At 70.5% G+C, this 16,206-nt stretch carries 14 protein-coding genes; 9 read left to right on the top strand and 5 right to left on the bottom strand.

Features of this window, described 5'->3' with window-relative positions; genetic code table 11:
* Positions 1-31: 31 nt before the first annotated feature.
* Together AC0VY3_RS28510 and AC0VY3_RS28505 are read right to left on the bottom strand one after the other, a co-directional pair.
* Positions 32-1,492, bottom strand: a complete 1,461-nt coding sequence (locus AC0VY3_RS28510; RefSeq protein WP_475550908.1) for an ABC1 kinase family protein — start codon at positions 1,490-1,492, stop codon at positions 32-34.
* Positions 1,493-1,556: 64 nt separating this feature from the next.
* Complete coding sequence (locus tag AC0VY3_RS28505; RefSeq protein ID WP_475550907.1) at positions 1,557-2,795, bottom strand: ThiF family adenylyltransferase; 1,239 nt, start codon at positions 2,793-2,795, stop codon at positions 1,557-1,559.
* A gap of 242 nt (positions 2,796-3,037) precedes the next feature.
* Between AC0VY3_RS28505 and AC0VY3_RS28500 the strand changes: the two genes are divergently transcribed.
* From AC0VY3_RS28500 to AC0VY3_RS28485, 4 genes are all read left to right on the top strand, one after another.
* On the top strand, positions 3,038-3,661 hold the full coding sequence (locus tag AC0VY3_RS28500) for a M48 metallopeptidase family protein (protein ID WP_242741216.1): 624 nt from the start codon (positions 3,038-3,040) through the stop codon (positions 3,659-3,661).
* Positions 3,662-3,781: 120 nt separating this feature from the next.
* Positions 3,782-5,428, top strand: coding sequence for a TerD family protein (locus AC0VY3_RS28495; RefSeq protein ID WP_475550906.1), 1,647 nt, complete (start codon positions 3,782-3,784; stop codon positions 5,426-5,428).
* An 11-nt stretch (positions 5,429-5,439) separates the two neighbouring features.
* A complete protein-coding gene (locus AC0VY3_RS28490; RefSeq protein WP_103509273.1) occupies positions 5,440-6,120 on the top strand; it encodes an AIM24 family protein in 681 nt (226 codons plus the stop codon).
* A 19-nt stretch (positions 6,121-6,139) separates the two neighbouring features.
* Positions 6,140-6,895: an AIM24 family protein gene (locus tag AC0VY3_RS28485; protein WP_103509274.1), complete on the top strand. Its 756-nt coding sequence runs from the start codon at positions 6,140-6,142 to the stop codon at positions 6,893-6,895.
* 86 nt (positions 6,896-6,981) lie between these two features.
* On the opposite strand, the gene AC0VY3_RS28480 is transcribed toward AC0VY3_RS28485, so the two are convergent.
* Positions 6,982-7,539 carry an NUDIX hydrolase gene (locus AC0VY3_RS28480; RefSeq protein WP_475550905.1) on the bottom strand — a complete coding sequence of 186 codons (558 nt, stop codon included), beginning with the start codon at positions 7,537-7,539 and terminating at the stop codon, positions 6,982-6,984.
* On the bottom strand, positions 7,536-8,972 hold the full coding sequence (locus AC0VY3_RS28475) for a zinc-dependent metalloprotease (RefSeq protein WP_475550904.1): 1,437 nt from the start codon (positions 8,970-8,972) through the stop codon (positions 7,536-7,538). Before AC0VY3_RS28475 ends, AC0VY3_RS28480 begins: the two co-directional genes overlap by 4 nt.
* Positions 8,973-9,162: 190 nt before the next feature.
* Here AC0VY3_RS28475 and AC0VY3_RS28470 point away from each other — a divergent pair, with 190 nt between their 5' ends.
* The 4 genes from AC0VY3_RS28470 (at position 9,163) to AC0VY3_RS28455 (ending at position 12,397) form a co-directional block, all read left to right on the top strand.
* Entirely contained in the window at positions 9,163-10,314 is a 1,152-nt protein-coding gene (locus AC0VY3_RS28470) for an SDR family oxidoreductase (RefSeq protein WP_098026620.1), read from the top strand.
* A gap of 107 nt (positions 10,315-10,421) precedes the next feature.
* The gene (locus AC0VY3_RS28465; RefSeq protein ID WP_030087249.1) at positions 10,422-10,883 is read left to right on the top strand and encodes a molybdenum cofactor biosynthesis protein MoaE; all 462 of its coding nucleotides are present in this window, start codon (positions 10,422-10,424) and stop codon (positions 10,881-10,883) included.
* A gap of 126 nt (positions 10,884-11,009) precedes the next feature.
* Positions 11,010-11,180: a hypothetical protein gene (locus AC0VY3_RS28460; protein WP_015611229.1), complete on the top strand. Its 171-nt coding sequence runs from the start codon at positions 11,010-11,012 to the stop codon at positions 11,178-11,180.
* A 101-nt stretch (positions 11,181-11,281) separates the two neighbouring features.
* Complete coding sequence (locus tag AC0VY3_RS28455) at positions 11,282-12,397, top strand: YlbL family protein (protein ID WP_103509278.1); 1,116 nt, start codon at positions 11,282-11,284, stop codon at positions 12,395-12,397.
* 48 nt (positions 12,398-12,445) lie between these two features.
* Here the strand turns inward: AC0VY3_RS28455 and AC0VY3_RS28450 are convergent, their stop codons facing one another.
* Entirely contained in the window at positions 12,446-13,006 is a 561-nt protein-coding gene (locus AC0VY3_RS28450; protein ID WP_240805885.1) for a PPA1309 family protein, read from the bottom strand.
* A gap of 135 nt (positions 13,007-13,141) precedes the next feature.
* Between AC0VY3_RS28450 and AC0VY3_RS28445 the strand changes: the two genes are divergently transcribed.
* A complete protein-coding gene (locus tag AC0VY3_RS28445) occupies positions 13,142-16,168 on the top strand; it encodes a UPF0182 family protein (protein WP_103509280.1) in 3,027 nt (1,008 codons plus the stop codon).
* Positions 16,169-16,206: the final 38 nt, after the last annotated feature.

Below are 16,206 nucleotides of genomic sequence, written 5' to 3'. Positions count from 1 at the left end.
CACCTGACGACGGCCGCCCCCCCGGCCCGCTCTACGCCTGGACGGTCTCGCCCTCCGGCTCCGGTTCGTCCTCCTCCTCGGCGTGCTCCGTCGTCCCGGCGTACTCCGCCTCCGGGGGCTGCGCCTCCGCGTCCTGCGTCTCCATGTCCTCCGCGAGGAACCCCGGCAGCCACGCTTCGAGCTCCTCGCGCAGCCGGACCGTCGCGCCGAGCTGGCACAGCACCCCGATCGTGCTGAGTGTGACCCGGTGTATCAGGACGTAGGACGGAGGGAGGTTCAGCTGCCTGCCGAGCTGATGGGCGGGGGAGCGCGGATCGGCTATCCGGGCCGCCTGCTCACGGATCCAGCCCCGACCGAAGGTGAACTCCTCCACCTGTGTGGGCTCGATGATCGGGAGCAGATAGTCGAGCACCTCGTCCGGGTCCAGGTCGATCGACTCCTTGACGAAGCCCTCCTGGCGCAGCTTCGCGTACACCCCCGCCGCGTCGCCCTCCAGCGTCAGCCGCAGGGAGTCGCCGATGTTTCTCGGCAGCCCGCCCGGAAGCCGGTCCACCGTGCCGAAGTCCAGCACCCCCAGCCGCCACGAGCCGGTCGCGCCGCCCTCCTCCTCGTTCTCCTCCGGCAGCAGCCGGAAGTTGCCCGGATGCGGGTCGGCGTGCAGCAACCCGGTGCGCGCCGGACCGGAGAAGAGGAAGCGGGCCAGCAACTGCCCCGCACGGTCGCGCTGTTCCGGCGTGCCGTCAGCGATGATCCCGGACAGCGGGATCCCGTCGATCCACTCCGTCACCAGCACCTGGTCGGACTGGTGCACCACCTGAGGGATCACCACATCCGGGTCGCCCGCGAACTCCGCCGCGTGTTCCCGCTGCGCCTGCGCCTCCAGCTCGTAGTCCAGCTCCTCCGACACCCGGTCGCGCAGCTCCTTGATCAGCGGCTTGACGTCCACCCCCGGCACCAGCGGGCCGAGCAGCCGGGCGAAACGGCTGAGTTGGGCGAGGTCGGAGAGCAACGCCTCGCCCGCGCCGGGATACTGCACCTTCACGGCGACCTCCCGGCCGTCGTGCCACACCGCCCGGTGCACCTGACCGATCGAGGCGGCAGCGGCCGGGGTGTCCTCGAACTGCAGGAAATACTCCCGCCAGTCCTCCCCGATCCGTGTCGCGAGCACTTCGTGGACCGTGCGCGCGGGCAGCGGTGGCGCGGCCTCCTGGAGCTTGGTCAACGCCGCCCGGTAGGGGCCGGCGACCTCCTCGGGCAGGGCCGACTCGAAGACGGAGAGGGCCTGGCCCAGCTTCATGGCCCCGCCCTTCAGCTCGCCCAGGGTCTTGAACAGCTGGTCCGCCGTGCGCTGCTGCACCTCTCGGGCCACCAGCTCGGCCGACTTCCCGCCGATCCGCTTGCCCAGCCCCCAGGTGGCACGGCCGGCGAAGCCGAGCGGAAGCGCGGCCAGCTTGGCCGTACGCGTAACCGCCTTCCGGGGAAGATCAGACATGTGCCCCTCCAGTTCCCAGACTGCCGTGCCGCTCGGGCCTCCGGTGTCACTCCGGCGACGGCGGTCACCCAGCCATTGTCTCCTGTGCCGGAACACCACCGGAGGCCCGTTCTCCCGTAGCGCCCCCGGCCGCCCCGCAGGAGCAGTCCGCATGCGGGCCGATCGGCTCGGAACGCCAGTCCAGCAACGGCAGAGCGGCCTCCCAGCGCGTTCCGGTACTTGTCGGGAGGTCCCCGTCCAGAAACGCGAGGGCGTGCGCCGCGGCGAGACCGGCGACCGCCGTAGCGAGCCCCAGATCGCAGGCGGGCACCGCTCCCCGCCGTCCGGAACGCCACTGCGCCAGCATCCGGGGCCACTGCGGATCCCGGTCCGCGCGGTGCAGTTCCAGGCAGCCCGCACAGCCGGTGCCCCCGGGCAGGACCAGAGGCCCGACCACCCCCGTGGCCTCGATCACCCCCGCATAGAGATGAGGAGTACCCGACGCGATCCAGGGACCGGCCGTGTCCACGACCGGTGCGTACACCGAGAGGCCGTCCCGGGGAGCGACGACGATCAGGGACAGACCGGGCGGCTGCCCGGCACCCCCCGCCAGGCCGGCCTCCGCCAGGCCGGCCCTTGCCGGATCGGCGCCCGCCCTGTCGGTTCCGGGCCGGTCAGCTTCCGTCCGGTCGGCCGCCGTCCCGGTCCCCTTCGCCGACCGGGGCGCGGGCCCGGGTGCGGACCGGTGGACGAGCCGGCGGGCCGCCACATCGCGCCGTTCCCCCACGGCTGCCGGAGGAAGGCCCCCGGGAGCCACGTCCCAGGGCTCGGCCCGGCCTCCGTCTAGCACCTCCACCTGTCCCACCCCCGCACCGGACAGCACCGAGGCGATGGCCGCCCCGACCCGCCCTGCTCCCCGCACCTGGACCCGCATCGCCCGCCGGGCCGCCATCCGGCGCAGTCCGCCGCCCGGTTCGGGACGGACGACCGACAGCGAGGCCACATCGGGACGCTGGCGGTCCATCACCTCGGCGCGTCGGCGCAGCGTGTCGGCTCCCGGTCCGGCCGACCTCGGATCGTCGAGGAGCCCCGCCTCCGCCAACCGACTCAGCAGAACGTCCACATGATGTTCCGACAGGTCCAGCGCACGGGCCTCCTCACGCAGCAGCGGCAGACCGCGCGTGCCGTCGAGCAGCTCCAGGAAGCTCCCCGTCGCGATGTCCACCGGACCCAGCGTCACGGCGTGCGCGGGTGTCACACCGAACTGCACGGTGTTCCGTCCGCGCCAGGCGCGACGCAGTGCGGGCTTCAGCATCGGATACATCGGATACCTGACCTTCCCCCGAGCGGAGTCGCGAGCACGGGTGTGCTCGCGGACCGGTGATCCGCGGAGCTCTTTCCGCAGGACCTCCGCCAGAATGCGGGCCCGCGTCGAACCGTGCGCCGAGTTGTCCACAGGCCCGGGCTGTTAATCGTGCAATCCAGGAATCGCGCAATCCCGCGGATCGTCGCGGAACCGTCACCCGGGACGGGACTTCTCCCGTGGACAGCGGGTAACGTCGTGGCGTGCCCGCCGACCCGTCGTCCGGCCTCGCCGGGGAGATCCCCGCGCGCAGCGCCGGAACCCATCAGCGCAGCGCGGAGGCCCGCCCGCCCCGCGCTTCGGCGACGAGCGCCGTCGAGGTCCGCAGAAGCACCCGCCGCAGGAAGTCGGTCACCGCGTACCGGGAGGGCGACCGCACGATCGTGCTCATCCCGGCCCGGATGTCGGCGGCGGAGGAGCGGCGCTGGGTGGGAGTGATGCTCGACAAGCTCGCCGCCCAGGAGAGCAAGCGGGTCCTGGGCGACACCGAGCTGGAGGAGCGGGCCGTACGGCTGTCCGCCCAGTATTTCGACGGCCGCGCCCGGCCCGCCTCGGTGCGCTGGGTGACCAACCAGAACACCCGCTGGGGCTCGTGCACCCCGGCCGAGGGCAGTATCAGGCTCTCGCACCGACTGCAGGGCATGCCGGAGTACGTCGTCGACTACGTGCTCCTCCACGAGCTGGCGCATCTGCTCGTTCCCGGACACGGTCCGGGGTTCTGGCGGCTGCTGGAGGCGTACCCGCGGACCGAGCGCGCCCGCGGATATCTGGAGGGCGTGGTGGCCGCCGAGCAGCTGCCCCATCTGCCCGCCGCCCGCGAGGAGTGACCGGGCCCGGTCGCGTTCGCCGATTCTGTACCGGGTGTGTACCGGCTTGGTCCGTTGTCCTTGTTTGCGGTTAGCCTGACGCGACGCATTTACCTTCGGGATGGGGGACGGTCGTTACGCATGGCCAGGGAATTCCAACGCGGCCACAAGGCCAAGATCAGTGATCTCACGCCAGGGACGGATCTGTACGTAGGCGTGCAGATCGCAGCCCCGGGGCTGACCTTCGACATCAGCTGCTTCGGTCTCGATGCCAACGAGCAGCTCTCCGACGACCGGTACTTCATCTTCTTCAATCAGCCGAAATCGCCCGAGGAGTCCATCCAGCTCCTCGGTGCGCAGTCCGGTGACACCGAGTCGTTCCGCGTCACGCTCGACCGCATTCCGGCCGCCATCCAGAAGCTCTCCTTCACCGCGACGCTCGACGGCGCCGGGCAGATGTCCCAGATCGGTCCGGGGTACATCCGGATCGTCGCGGGCGGCGAGGAAGTGGTGAGGTACGCCTTCACCGGGTCGGAGTTCACCACCGAGCGAGCGGTGATGCTCGGCGACTTCTATCTGAAGGACGTCTGGCGCTTCGCCGCCGTCGGCCAGGGTTTCGACGGCGGTCTCGAAGCGCTCCTGAAGAACTTCGGCGGCGAGGTCGCCGAGGAAGAGCCGCCGCCCGCCGCCGCGCCCGCCGCCGTCCCGGGCTTCGCCCCGCCGGCCCAGGCCGCCGCGCCCCCGGCCTTCGGCGCCCCGCCCGCGCCCCCGGCCCCGCAGCCCGCACCGTCCTTCGGCGCCCCGGCCGCGCCCACGCCGCCGCCCGCGCCGCAGCAGCCGATGCACGCGGCGCCGACGATCGCGGCCCCGCTGGCCCCCCAGACGCCGCATGCCCCCGTGGCCCCGCAGGCTCCCCAAGCGCCCCAGGCCCCGTCCCCGTACGGCCAGCCGCAGCAGCCGCAGTTCGGCCAGGTGCCCGGTCAGGGCGCGCCGCCCGCCGCCCCCTTCGGTCAGCCGGCCCCCGCCCCCTACGGTCAGCCCGCGCCGGCCCCGTACGGTCAGCAGCCCCCCGGCGGTATGCCTCCGGGCGTCCCGCAGGGTGTGCCTCAGGGCGTGCCGGCCGCGGGTGCGGGTCTGCAGGCGGCACTGCAGCCGTACAAGGAGACCGCGACCGGGCAGCGCTGGACCCCGCAGAACCAGCAGCTCATGCGGGTCGACCTGACCATGGGCGGCGCCGGAGTGCTGGCCCGGCAGGGCAGCATGGTGATGTATCAGGGCAAGGTGGACTTCGGCTACAAGAGCGCCGGCTTCGTCGGCCGCGCCGTGGGCAACGCCACCGGCCAGGAGATGCAGCTGATGCGCTGTACCGGCCGGGGTCAGGTCTTCCTCGCCGAGGAGGGTTCGCACCTGCACCCGATCGAGCTCCAGGGCGACGGCATCTGCGTCTCCGCCGAGAACGTCCTCGCCTTCGACGAGTCCCTCCAGTACGAGGTGCGCAGGGTCGAGGGCCACGGCATCCCCGGCGGCGCGCTGTTCACCATGCTGTTCCAGGGCACCGGCACCGTGGTCGTGAAGACCCACGGCACCCCGGTCGTCCTGCCGGTCACGCCCACCACGTTCGCCGACTGCAACGCCGTCGTCGCCTGGTCGGCCGCTTCCCAGGTGATCGTCTCCAGCCAGGTCCGGCTGCGCCGCAACGCGTACCCCGGACACAGCGGGGAGACCGTGAACCTCCAGTTCCGGGGCGCCCCCGGCAACTTCATCGTCGTCCAGCCCTACGAGGTCTGAGGGAGCCCGTCATGAACCAGCAACTCGCGGGCTACGCCCCGACCCCCGTCACGGCCCGGATGGAGAACCACGGCAAGACCATGCTCAAGGTCGCCATGGCCTCCGGGCAGGATCTCTTCGCGCGCACCGGCTCGATGGTGGCGTACGAGGGCTTCATCCAGTACGAGCCCAACCCGCCCGCCGTCCGGCAGATCGCCTCCCAGTGGATCACCGGCGAGGGCGCGCCCGTCATGAAGTGCAGCGGCGACGGGCTGCTCTATCTCGCCGACTACGGCGCCGACGTGGTCGTCATCAACCTCGACAACGACTCGCTCTCCGTCAACGGCACCAATCTCCTCGCCTTCGACGCTCACCTCACCTGGGGCGTCGAGAAGGTCAAGGGGATGGCCAAGTTCGCCGGGCAGGGCCTGTGGAACGTCGTCGTCCAGGGCACCGGATGGGTGGCCATCACCTCCCGGGGAACCCCGATCGTCGTCGACTGCGGACGCGGCGAGGACGAGACGTACGTCGACCCGGACGCGCTCGTCGCCTGGTCCCCGAACCTCAAGGTGAAGGGCAAGCGCAGCTTCAAGGCCGGCTCGCTGATCGGCCGCGGCAGCGGCGAGGCGTACCAGATGGCCTTCTCCGGCCAGGGCATCGTCGTCGTCCAGCCGAGCGAGGACAGCACGGACCGCCTGCGGATCCGGGACTGAGGGGGAGGGGGAACACATCATGCAGAGTCCGCTTTTCAGCTACACCGAGCAGCAGACCCAGGACCGGTACGCGGTCCAGAACCCGCAGCTCCTGCGGGTCTCGCTGACCGGCCAGGACGACGTCCTCGCCCGTAAGGGCGCGATGGTCGCCTACCAGGGCCTGATGGACTTCGACGGGGAGTACCAGCCCCAGGGCCAGCGGCGTGCCCGGGCGCACACCGGCGAGGGCCTGGACCTCATGCGGGTGTCCGGCCAGGGCACCGTCTATCTCGCCAACCTCGCGCAGTACATCCACGTCGTGGACGTCGACCGCGAGGGGATGACCGTGGACAGCTCCTACGTCCTCGCGCTCGACTCCTCGCTGCACACCGAGGTCATCGCGGTGGACAGCCAGTACGGGATCTCCGGCAGCGGCAAGTACCAGCTCAACATCTCCGGCTCGGGCAAGGTCGCCCTCATGACTTCGGGCCAGCCGCTGATGATGCAGGTCACGCCCGAGAAGTACGTCAACGCCGACGCGGACGCGATCGTCGCCTGGTCCAGCTCCCTGCGGGTGCAGATGCAGGCCCAGACGCACTCCTCCGGTGTCTTCCGGCGGCGCGGCAACACCGGCGAGGGCTGGGAGCTGAGCTTCCTCGGCCAGGGCTTCGCGCTGGTCCAGCCGAGCGAGGTCATGCCTCCGCAGAACGCCCAGATCGGCCAGGGCGCCCGCGCCCAGTTCGGCATGGGGCAGCAGGGTGCGCACGGCCAGAACCAGAACAACGCCTGGAACTGACCGGCACCCACAGAGCACTGCGGTGGACAGCGGTAAGGGGCGGCCTCCATGGAGGCCGCCCCTTACGCATGTCGTTCGGCCCGCCGCTACAGCCGGGCCCGCGTCTTCTCCACCAGCCGTACGACCGAGGTGTCGGCGACCCCGGGTACATCCGCGTAGTCGAACCAGCGCAGCTCCAGGGACTCCTCGCTGATCCGCTCCGCCGCGCCGGCCGGAGCCAGGGCGGCGTACTGCACGTCGAGGTGCCAGTTGCACGGGGACGGAATCGGGTGGCGGTCCAGCCGGACCGGTCCGCCGGGCAGCAGGGTGAGCCCCGTGATGCCGGACTCCTCCGTCGCCTCGCGGAGCGCCGCCGCCGCCAGGGTGGCGTCCTGCTCCTCGCAGTGGCCGCCCATCTGGAGCCACATCCGGAGCTTGCGGTGCAGGGTCAGCAGTACCTTGCCGCGCTCCGGATCGATCACCAGGGCGCTGGCCGTCACATGCCCGGCCTCGCACGCCTTCCACATGCCGTCGTCGTGGAGCGCCAGGTGGTCCAGGTATACCCGGCGCAGCTCCGCCTGGTCGCCGTGCGTGTCCTCGGGGCCGTCGGGGCCGTCGGGGGCGTAACCCTTCAGTACGAGGGTGGCGTCGTCATGCAGGCTCACTGGGCGGGGCCGCCCTTGCCGTCCTCGTCGTCCTTGTCGGCGTCGGCCTCGGGGGCCTTCGGCTTGCCGGGGCCCTTCGCCGCCTCGCCGAGCATCTTGTCCAGCTCGGAGAAGTCGGCCTGCTCGTGATGGACGAAGCCGTCCGGATCGTCCAGGTCATGGGCCGTCGGCAGCATGTCCGGGTGGGACCAGAGCGCGTCACGGCCCTCCAGACCCCGGGCGTCCGTGAGCGAGGCCCACAGGCGCGAGGCGTCCCGCAGCCGGCGCGGACGCAGCTGGAGACCGATGAGCGTGGCGAACGTCTGCTCGGCGGGTCCGCCGGACGCCCGGCGCCTGCGCATCGTCTCGCGCAGCGCGTCGGACGAGGTCAGCCGGGACTTCGCGGCCTCGTGGACCACCGCGTCCACCCAGCCCTCCACCAGCGCGAGAGCGGTCTCCAACCGGGCCAGGGACGCCTTCTGCTCGGGCGTGTCCTCGGGCTGGAACATGCCCTGCTGAAGGGCGTCCTGCAGCTGCTCCGGCTGCGAGGGGTCGAACTGGCCGACGACGTCCTCCAGCTTGCTGGTGTCGACCTTGATGCCCCGGGCGTACGCCTCGACCGCGCCGAACAGATGCGACCGCAGCCACGGCACATGGGCGAAGAGCCGCTGGTGAGCGGCCTCGCGCAGGGCCAGATACAGCCGGACCTCGTCCTGCGGGACGCTGAGGTCCTTGCCGAACCGCTCCACGTTCAGCGGGAGCAGCGCTGCCTTGCCCGCCGGGCCCAGCGGCAGTCCGATGTCGGTGGAGCCCACGACCTCACCGGCCAGCACGCCCACGGCCTGCCCGATCTGCTGCCCGAACATGGCGCCGCCCATCGACCGCATCATGCCGATCAGCGGGCCCGCCATGGCCTGCATCTCCTCGGGCAGCACATCGCCCATCGCCAGACCCACCCGCTCGGCCACCGGGTCGACCAGCTGCTGCCAGGCCGGCAGCGAGGCCTCGACCCACTCCGCGCGGCTCCACGCCACGGTGGAGACCGAACCGGAGGGCATCGAGGTGACGCCGTCCAGCCAGAGGTCCGCCAGCCGCAGCGCCTCGTCGACCGCCGTGCGCTCGGACGGGCCGACGCTGGCGTCCTTGGTGCCGTCCGGGGTGCCCTGCGAGACCGTCTGGCGGGCGATCTGCTTGGCCATGTCCCAGTTCACGGGACCGCCCTCGTAGCTCAGCATCTGGCCGAGCTGCTGGAAGGCCGCGCCGAGATCGTTCGGATTCATCGAGCCGAACATTGCGGCGAACGGGTTGTCCCCGCCCGCCCCCGGCCCGAATCCGAACGGGCCGCCGGGCCCGCCCGCGCTCTGCCCACCTTCGGTGGGGTCCTTCTTCTTGCCCTCGTCGCCGTTCTCCGGCTCCTCCGGCGGAAGGCCGAATCCGAATGGGGTGTCACTCACGGGTTTCCTCGGCTCGTAGGGCCGCCGGCTCGAACCGACGGCGACTGCCCGACATCACCATCCAGCGTAGACACCACGCCCGCTTCGGGCCTCAGTGCTCCGCCGACTCCCGGCCTGCGGCAGGATGGACGCCACCTGGTACGTACGCGTCATTCGGGTACGTACTGAAGACAACCGCTGGAGACGCCCGGTGAGTTCCCCAGATCCGCAGGTTCGCGCAGCGCGAAACCTGACCGACCCCTCGCCCGAGAACGCGCCTGAAGAGAAACGCCCCAGGGCCCCCAGAAACCGGGGCCCCGTCGTCGCGGTCACCGGCGCCGCCACCGGCATCGGCGAACTGTTGACCGCCCATCTCGCCGCTTCCGACGCGATCAAGCAGGTCATCGCGATCGACGAGCGCCGTGGCGAGGTCTCCGAGGCGACCTGGCACATCCTGGACGTACGGGATCCGGCGATCGCCGAGAAGCTGCGCGGCGCGGACGTCGTCGTGCACCTGGCCCTCGACCTCGACCTGGAGACCGACCCTGCCGCCCGCACCGCGTACAACGTACGCGGCACCCAGACCGTGCTCACCGCCGCGGCCGCCGTCGGGGTCCACCGGGTCGTGCTGTGCACCTCGGCGATGGTCTACGGGGCGCTCGCCGACAACGACGTACCGCTCTCCGAGGACGCCGAGCTGCGCGCCACCGCCGAGGCCACCGGCGTCGGCGACCTCCTGGAGATCGAGCGGCTCGGCCGTCGGGCCCCGCGCGCCCACCCCGGGCTCAACGTCACCGTCGTGCGCCCCACCGTCCTGGTCGGCGGCACCGACACCGCCCTGACCCGCTACTTCGAGTCCCCGCGTCTCCTGGTGGTCGCCGGATCGCGTCCCACCTGGCAGTTCTGCCATGTCGAGGACCTGGTGACGGCCCTGGAGTACGCCGCCCTGGAGAAGATCGACGGCGAGTTCGCGGTCGGCTGCGACGGCTGGCTGGAGCAGGAGGAGGTCGAGGAGCTCAGCGGCGTACGCCGGATGGAGCTGCCCTCCGCCGTCGCGCTCGGGGCCGCCGCCCGGCTGCACCGGATCGGTCTCACCCCGTCCCCGGCGGGCGACCTGGCCTACACGATGCACCCCTGGGTGGTCAGCGTCAGCCGACTGCACGATGTGGGCTGGCGGCCGAAGTGGACGAACGAGGAAGTGCTCGGCGCCCTCCTCGAAGAGGTCGAGGGCCGCCACACGCTCGCCGGACGCCGCCTCGGCCGCAAGGACGCCACCGCCGCCGGAGCCGCCGGAGCCACGGTCGCCCTGCTCGGCGCCGCCGCCGTGGTCCGCCGCGCCCGCAAGGCCCGCCGCAGGATCTGACCGCCCACCGCTCCCGCGCGGGCCTGTAGAAGGCTCCAAACCGGTCGGTCGGCCGCCGGTAGAAGAGGCAATTCCAGGATGTCGGTGCCGTACGGCACGATGGGAGCATGGCACGCACCCACGACCACCCCGGCGAGCACGCGGCAGCCGACCCCGTCCGGCTGCTGGCGATCCGGGACACAGCGCTCTCCGTCGACGAGGTCTTCCGCGCCGTCGGCGACGACGCGGCGGGCGGCATCGCGCTCTTCGTCGGCACCGTGCGCAACCACGACGGCGGACAGGACGTCGGCGCGCTCGGCTATTCCTGTCACCCCTCGGCCGAGGACGAGATGCGCCGAGTGGCGGAGAAGGTCGTCGCGGACTTCCCGGTCCGCGCCCTGGCGGCCGTCCACCGAGTGGGTGAACTGGAGGTGGGCGATCTGGCGGTGGTCGTCGCCGTCGCCTGCCCGCACCGAGCCGAGGCCTTCGAGGCCTGCCGCAAGCTCATCGACGACCTCAAGCACGAGGTTCCGATCTGGAAGCACCAGCGCTTCTCGGACGGCACGGAGGAGTGGGTCGGAGCCTGCTGAGCGCAAACCGCCCCGGGGCGCATCGGCCCCGATTTGCGTAACCGCACCCCCGCCACGAGCGTTGGTCTTCCGGATCGTTAATCTGCTGATCGGGCATCCGGTCGCTCATGGGGTAGGGAGGTCGTGATGGCGGCACTCGCTTGGCTGTTGATTCCACTTTTCGCTGCTGTCGGCGGTGCGATATGGGCGAGTTGGGCTGCCCGCAATCGCACGACCGGCGATGTCACCGAACTCGCCGGCTACGCCAGATTCCGTGACGCGATGGAGAAATCGCACTCCGGTTCCGAGGCTCTCTGAGACCGCCGCACGCCGCGTGATCACCTGCCGCCGCGTTCCGGTCGCCCCGTACGGACCGGCCCCGGCGGTGCACTGACAGGCCCTTCCCGTACTGTCGTTCCATGCCACGCCGCACCGCGACGATGCTCGCCTCCACCCTCGTCCTCATCGCGCTGCTCTGCGCAGGCGTGCTGATCAAAGTGCCGTACGCGGAGATGTCTCCCGGACCGACGGTCAACACCCTCGGCGAAGCGCGTGGCGAGCCCGTCCTGCAGATCTCCGGTCGCAAGACGTACCCGGCCTCCGGGCATCTCAACATGACGACGGTCCGCGTCACCGGAGCGGACTATCGGATGAACATCGTCGAGGCCGTCTACGGCTGGCTGGCCCACGACAGCGTCGTGGTGCCGCACGACACGCTCTACCCGGACGGCAAGACCGAGGAGCAGTCCACCCAGGAGAACGCCGAGGAGTTCAGCCAGTCCCAGGAGAGTGCCAAGGTGGCCGCCCTCAAGGAGCTGAACATCCCGGTCTCCACACAGGTCGTGGTCTCCTCGGTGGTCAAGGGCAGCCCCTCCGAGGGCAAGCTGCACGCGGGCGACGTGATCAAGGCCGTCGACGGCACGGCGGTCACGGAACCCGGCGACGTGGCGAAGCTCGTCACCAAGCACCAGCCGGGCGAGAACGTCACCTTCACCATCGTTCCCGCCAAGGAGGCCGCGGCGGCGGAGAAGGCCGGCCGCGAACCCGAGGGCGGCGAGAAGATCACCATCAGGACCGCGAAGGCTCCCGCCGCCGAGGACGGCGCCGGGGAGGGCGGGAAGAGCCGGGCGATCGTCGGGATCAAGGCCGGGACCGACCACACGTTCCCGTTCGAGATCGACATCAAGCTCGCGGACGTCGGCGGACCGAGTGCCGGACTGATGTTCTCCCTCGGCATCATCGACAAGCTCACCCCGGGCGATCTGACCGGCGGCACGTTCGTCGCGGGCACCGGCACCATCGACGACGCGGGCACGGTCGGCCCGATCGGCGGCATCACCATGAAGCTGGTCGGCGCCCGCAACGCCGGCGCACGCTACTTCCTCACCCCCGACGACAACTGCGCCTCGGCCGCCGCCGACACACCGGACGGGCTCACCCTGGTGCGGGTCAAGACCATCGAGGACGCCACGAAGTCGCTGGAGCAGATCAAGGCGGGGAAGCCCGCCGGCCTGCCGAGCTGCTCGACCGGCTGACGGCCGCGCCGCCCGGGAACCGCGGAGCGGCCCCGGGCAGCGGCCGGATCAGGACTCGAACGTCGCGGCGAGCGCCTCGGCGAGACCGGGCACCAGACCGGCGCCGGTCAGCACCTCGGTGGGGGAGTCCTTCTCGCGCAGCCGTACGGCGGACTCGCGGGCCCCGTCCCGCAGGACGGCCACGGTCATCCGCACCTCCTGCCGGTCCGGGTGCTTGGCCACCCACTGGGTCAGCTTCTTGTCGCTGAGCCCTTCCGGCACGGAGGCCTCCGCGGACGGCGGCAGCATCAGCCGCTCCACCGTCATGGCGCAGCCGACCACGGCGTCGGGCCAGGCGATCGTGCCGAGGAAGTCGTCGAGCGCGGTGCCCGGGGGAAGTTCGTCCTGCTCGATCGGGGTGAGCGCGGCGACGGACGAGCTGGGGTCCTCAAGGCCCAGCTGAGCGGCGAGACCGGGCTCCTGGACCCGCAGCTGTGCGGTGTCGACCAGGGCGAACAGCCGGGCGGGCTGGTCCCAGCCGAGGTTGGAGGCATAGGCGTCGATTTCGAGGACGGCGACGGTGAGCGGACTCGCGGCCATCGGGGGTCCTGCGGGGGAAACGTTGGGCATGGGCAATATCCTGCCTCCTTCCGCCCCGGGAACGGGAACTAGGTAAAGCTTCAGTAAGTTGCATAGGTGGGCTCTAGGATCGCTGGGCCTGTCCACACGACCGCGAACTTCGAGGTGCGCACGTTGGCTTTCCAGATGCCGGACCGCGGCGGAGGCCCGACCGGGCCACGGATCAGAGTCGGCCGCCCGTCCCGGCGCGCCCGTACCCTGCTCATGACTTTGGGTGTCCTGGCGGTTCTCGCCATGGCCTTCGTCATGTTCGCCGGGTTCTGGACGGACTGGCTCTGGTACAGGTCGGTCGCGTATTCATCCGTCTTCACCACCACCCTGTGGACCAAGATCGGGCTGTTCCTCGTCTTCGGACTGCTGATGGCGCTCGCCATCGGTGTGAACATCTGGCTCGCGCACCGGCTCCGGCCGCCGCTGAGCGCGATGTCGCTGGAGCAGCAGAGCCTGGACCGCTACCGCATGAGCATCGCCCCCTACAAGAAGTGGGTGCTGCTCGCCGTCACGGCGCTCGTCGCGCTGATCGCCGGAGCGTCCGCCTCCGGCCAGTGGCGCACGTGGCTGATGTACGTCAACGGCGTGGCGTTCGGGCAGAAGGACCCCCAGTTCCAGCTGGACGTCTCCTTCTACGCCTTCGACCTGCCGTGGTACCGCTTCCTGCTGGGCTTCGGCTTCGCGGCGACCGTGCTGTCGCTGATCGCCGCCGCGCTGACCCACTACCTGTACGGCGGGCTGCGCATCACCAGCCCCGGCGCCCGCGCCACCGGGGCGGCCACCGGCCACCTCTCGGTGCTGCTCGGCATCTTCGTCTCCCTGAAGGCCGTGGCGTACTGGCTCGACCGGTACGGACTGGCCGTGAAGTCCAGTGACTTCAAGGCCACGGACAACTGGACGGGCCTGCGGTACGTCGACGCCAATGCCTATCTCCCGGCGAAGACCATCCTGTTCTGCATCGCCGCGATCTGCGCGGTGCTGTTCTTCGCGACGCTGTGGCGCCGCACCTGGCAGCTCCCGGTCATCGGCTTCGGCCTGATGGTGCTCTCGGCGATCCTGATCGGCGGGCTGTACCCGGCGATCGTGCAGAAGTTCCAGGTCCAGCCGAACGAGCAGGCCAAGGAAGCGCCGTTCATCAAGAAGAACATCAATGCCACACGCGACGCGTACGACATCGATGACGCCGAGGTGGACGACTACGACGGCCAGTCGACCACGAAGGACGACACCAAGCTGCGGGCCGCGGCCAACACCGCCGCCAGCTACCGGGTGATGGACCCGAACGTCGTCTCCCCGGCCTTCCAGCAGCTCCAGCAGAAGAGGAACTACTACCAGTTCCCCAAGACGCTGGACGTCGACCGCTACAAGGACAAGGACGGCAAGGAGCAGGACACGATCATCGGTCTGCGTGAGCTGAACATCCAGGGCCTGCCCAAGCGGAACTGGATCAACGACCACTTCACGTACACCCACGGCTACGGCGCCATCGCGGCCCGCGGCACCACCACCGGCACCAACCCGACGGGGTCTCCGGACTTCACCGAGTCGGGTCTGCCCTCCACCGGTGAGTTCGGGAAGTACGAGCAGCGGGTCTACTACGGCGAGAAGACCGAGCAGTACTCCATCGTCGGCGGGCCCCAGAAGGAGCTCGACTACGAGGAGGACGGCGAGAAGACCACCAGTTACCAGGGTGACAGCGGGGTCAGTCTCTCCAACGCCTTCAACCGAGCCGCGTACGCGGTCTCCTTCAGCGAGCCGCAGATCATGTATTCGGGAGCCATCGGTGACGGCTCGCGGATCCTGTACAACCGCACGCCCAAGGAGCGCGTCGAGGCGGTCGCCCCGTGGCTGACCATCGACGGCGACGCCTACCCGGCGGTCGTCGACGGCCGGATCCAGTGGATCGTCGACGCGTACACCACGAGCAACGGCTATCCGTACGCCTCCCGGACGACGCTCGGCGACACCACGGCCGACTCGCTGACCACCAACCAGCGCGCGGTCGTCGCCCAGCAGAACCAGGTCAACTACATCCGCAACTCGGTGAAGGCCACCGTCGACGCGTACGACGGCAAGGTCAGGCTGTACGAGTGGGACACCGAGGACCCGGTCCTCAAGACCTGGCGCAAGGCGTTCCCGGGCACGGTCAAGGCCCGTACGGACATCCCGCAGGACCTGATGGACCACCTGCGGTATCCGCAGGACCTCTTCAAGGTCCAGCGCGAGCTGCTCACCCGCTATCACGTCGAGGACCCGGCGCAGTTCTACAGCGGCAGTGACGCCTGGCAGGTGCCGGACGACCCGACCAACAAGGAGCCGGGATCCGTTCCGCCGTACTACCTGAGCATGAAGATGCCGGGCGAGGAGGCGCAGCAGTTCTCCCTGACCACCACGTTCACTCCACGGGGGCGGCCCAACCTGGGCGCCTTCATGGCGGTGAACGCGGACGCGGCCAGCAAGGACTACGGCACCATGCGGCTGCTACGGGTCACCTCCACGGTGAAGGGCCCGGGCCAGGTACAGAGTGAGCTCAACGGCAACGACGACGTCGCCGAGTTCGTGAGGAACCTCAAGGGCACCGACTCGGACATCGAGTACGGAAACCTGCTGACGGTTCCGCTGGAGGGCGGGTTCCTCTACATCGAGCCGGTCTACACGCGCGGTGGCAACCAGAACTACCCGCTGCTGCGCAAGGTCGCCGCCTCGTACGGTTCGAAGATCGTCTTCGAGAACAACCTCAAGGACGCGCTCAACGCCGTCTTCGGGGTCGAGGACGACGGGGCCACGACACCGCCCGACACCGATGATCCGCCGGGCGAGACCGACGAGCCCCCGGCCACCGGCAGCGCCGCGCTCAAGAAGGCCATCGCGGACGCCCAGAAGGCCTACGCCGACGGCGAGAAGGCGCTGAAGGAGCAGGACTGGCCGGCTTACGGCAAGGCCCAGGAGGCTCTTCAGGAGGCCCTGGAACGTGCCGCCGCCGCGCAGCCCAAGGCGGGCAGCGAGGGGGACAAGGCCGACAACGCCGAGAAGCCGGCGGGCGACGCCAAGCCGGAGAGTTCGGCCGAGCCCGCGAGCGCCGCGAAGCCCGCGGGCGTGGACAGAGCGGATCCGGCGCGGGAGCCCGACGGAGCCGAGAAGGGCTCCGACCAGGGCAGCTGAGCAGAGTCCACCCCGCGTCGTGGTACGGTTTGAACACA

This window comes from Streptomyces sp. iso_384, assembly GCF_056172905.1.
This window is presented reverse-complemented; position numbering and strand designations above follow the sequence as displayed.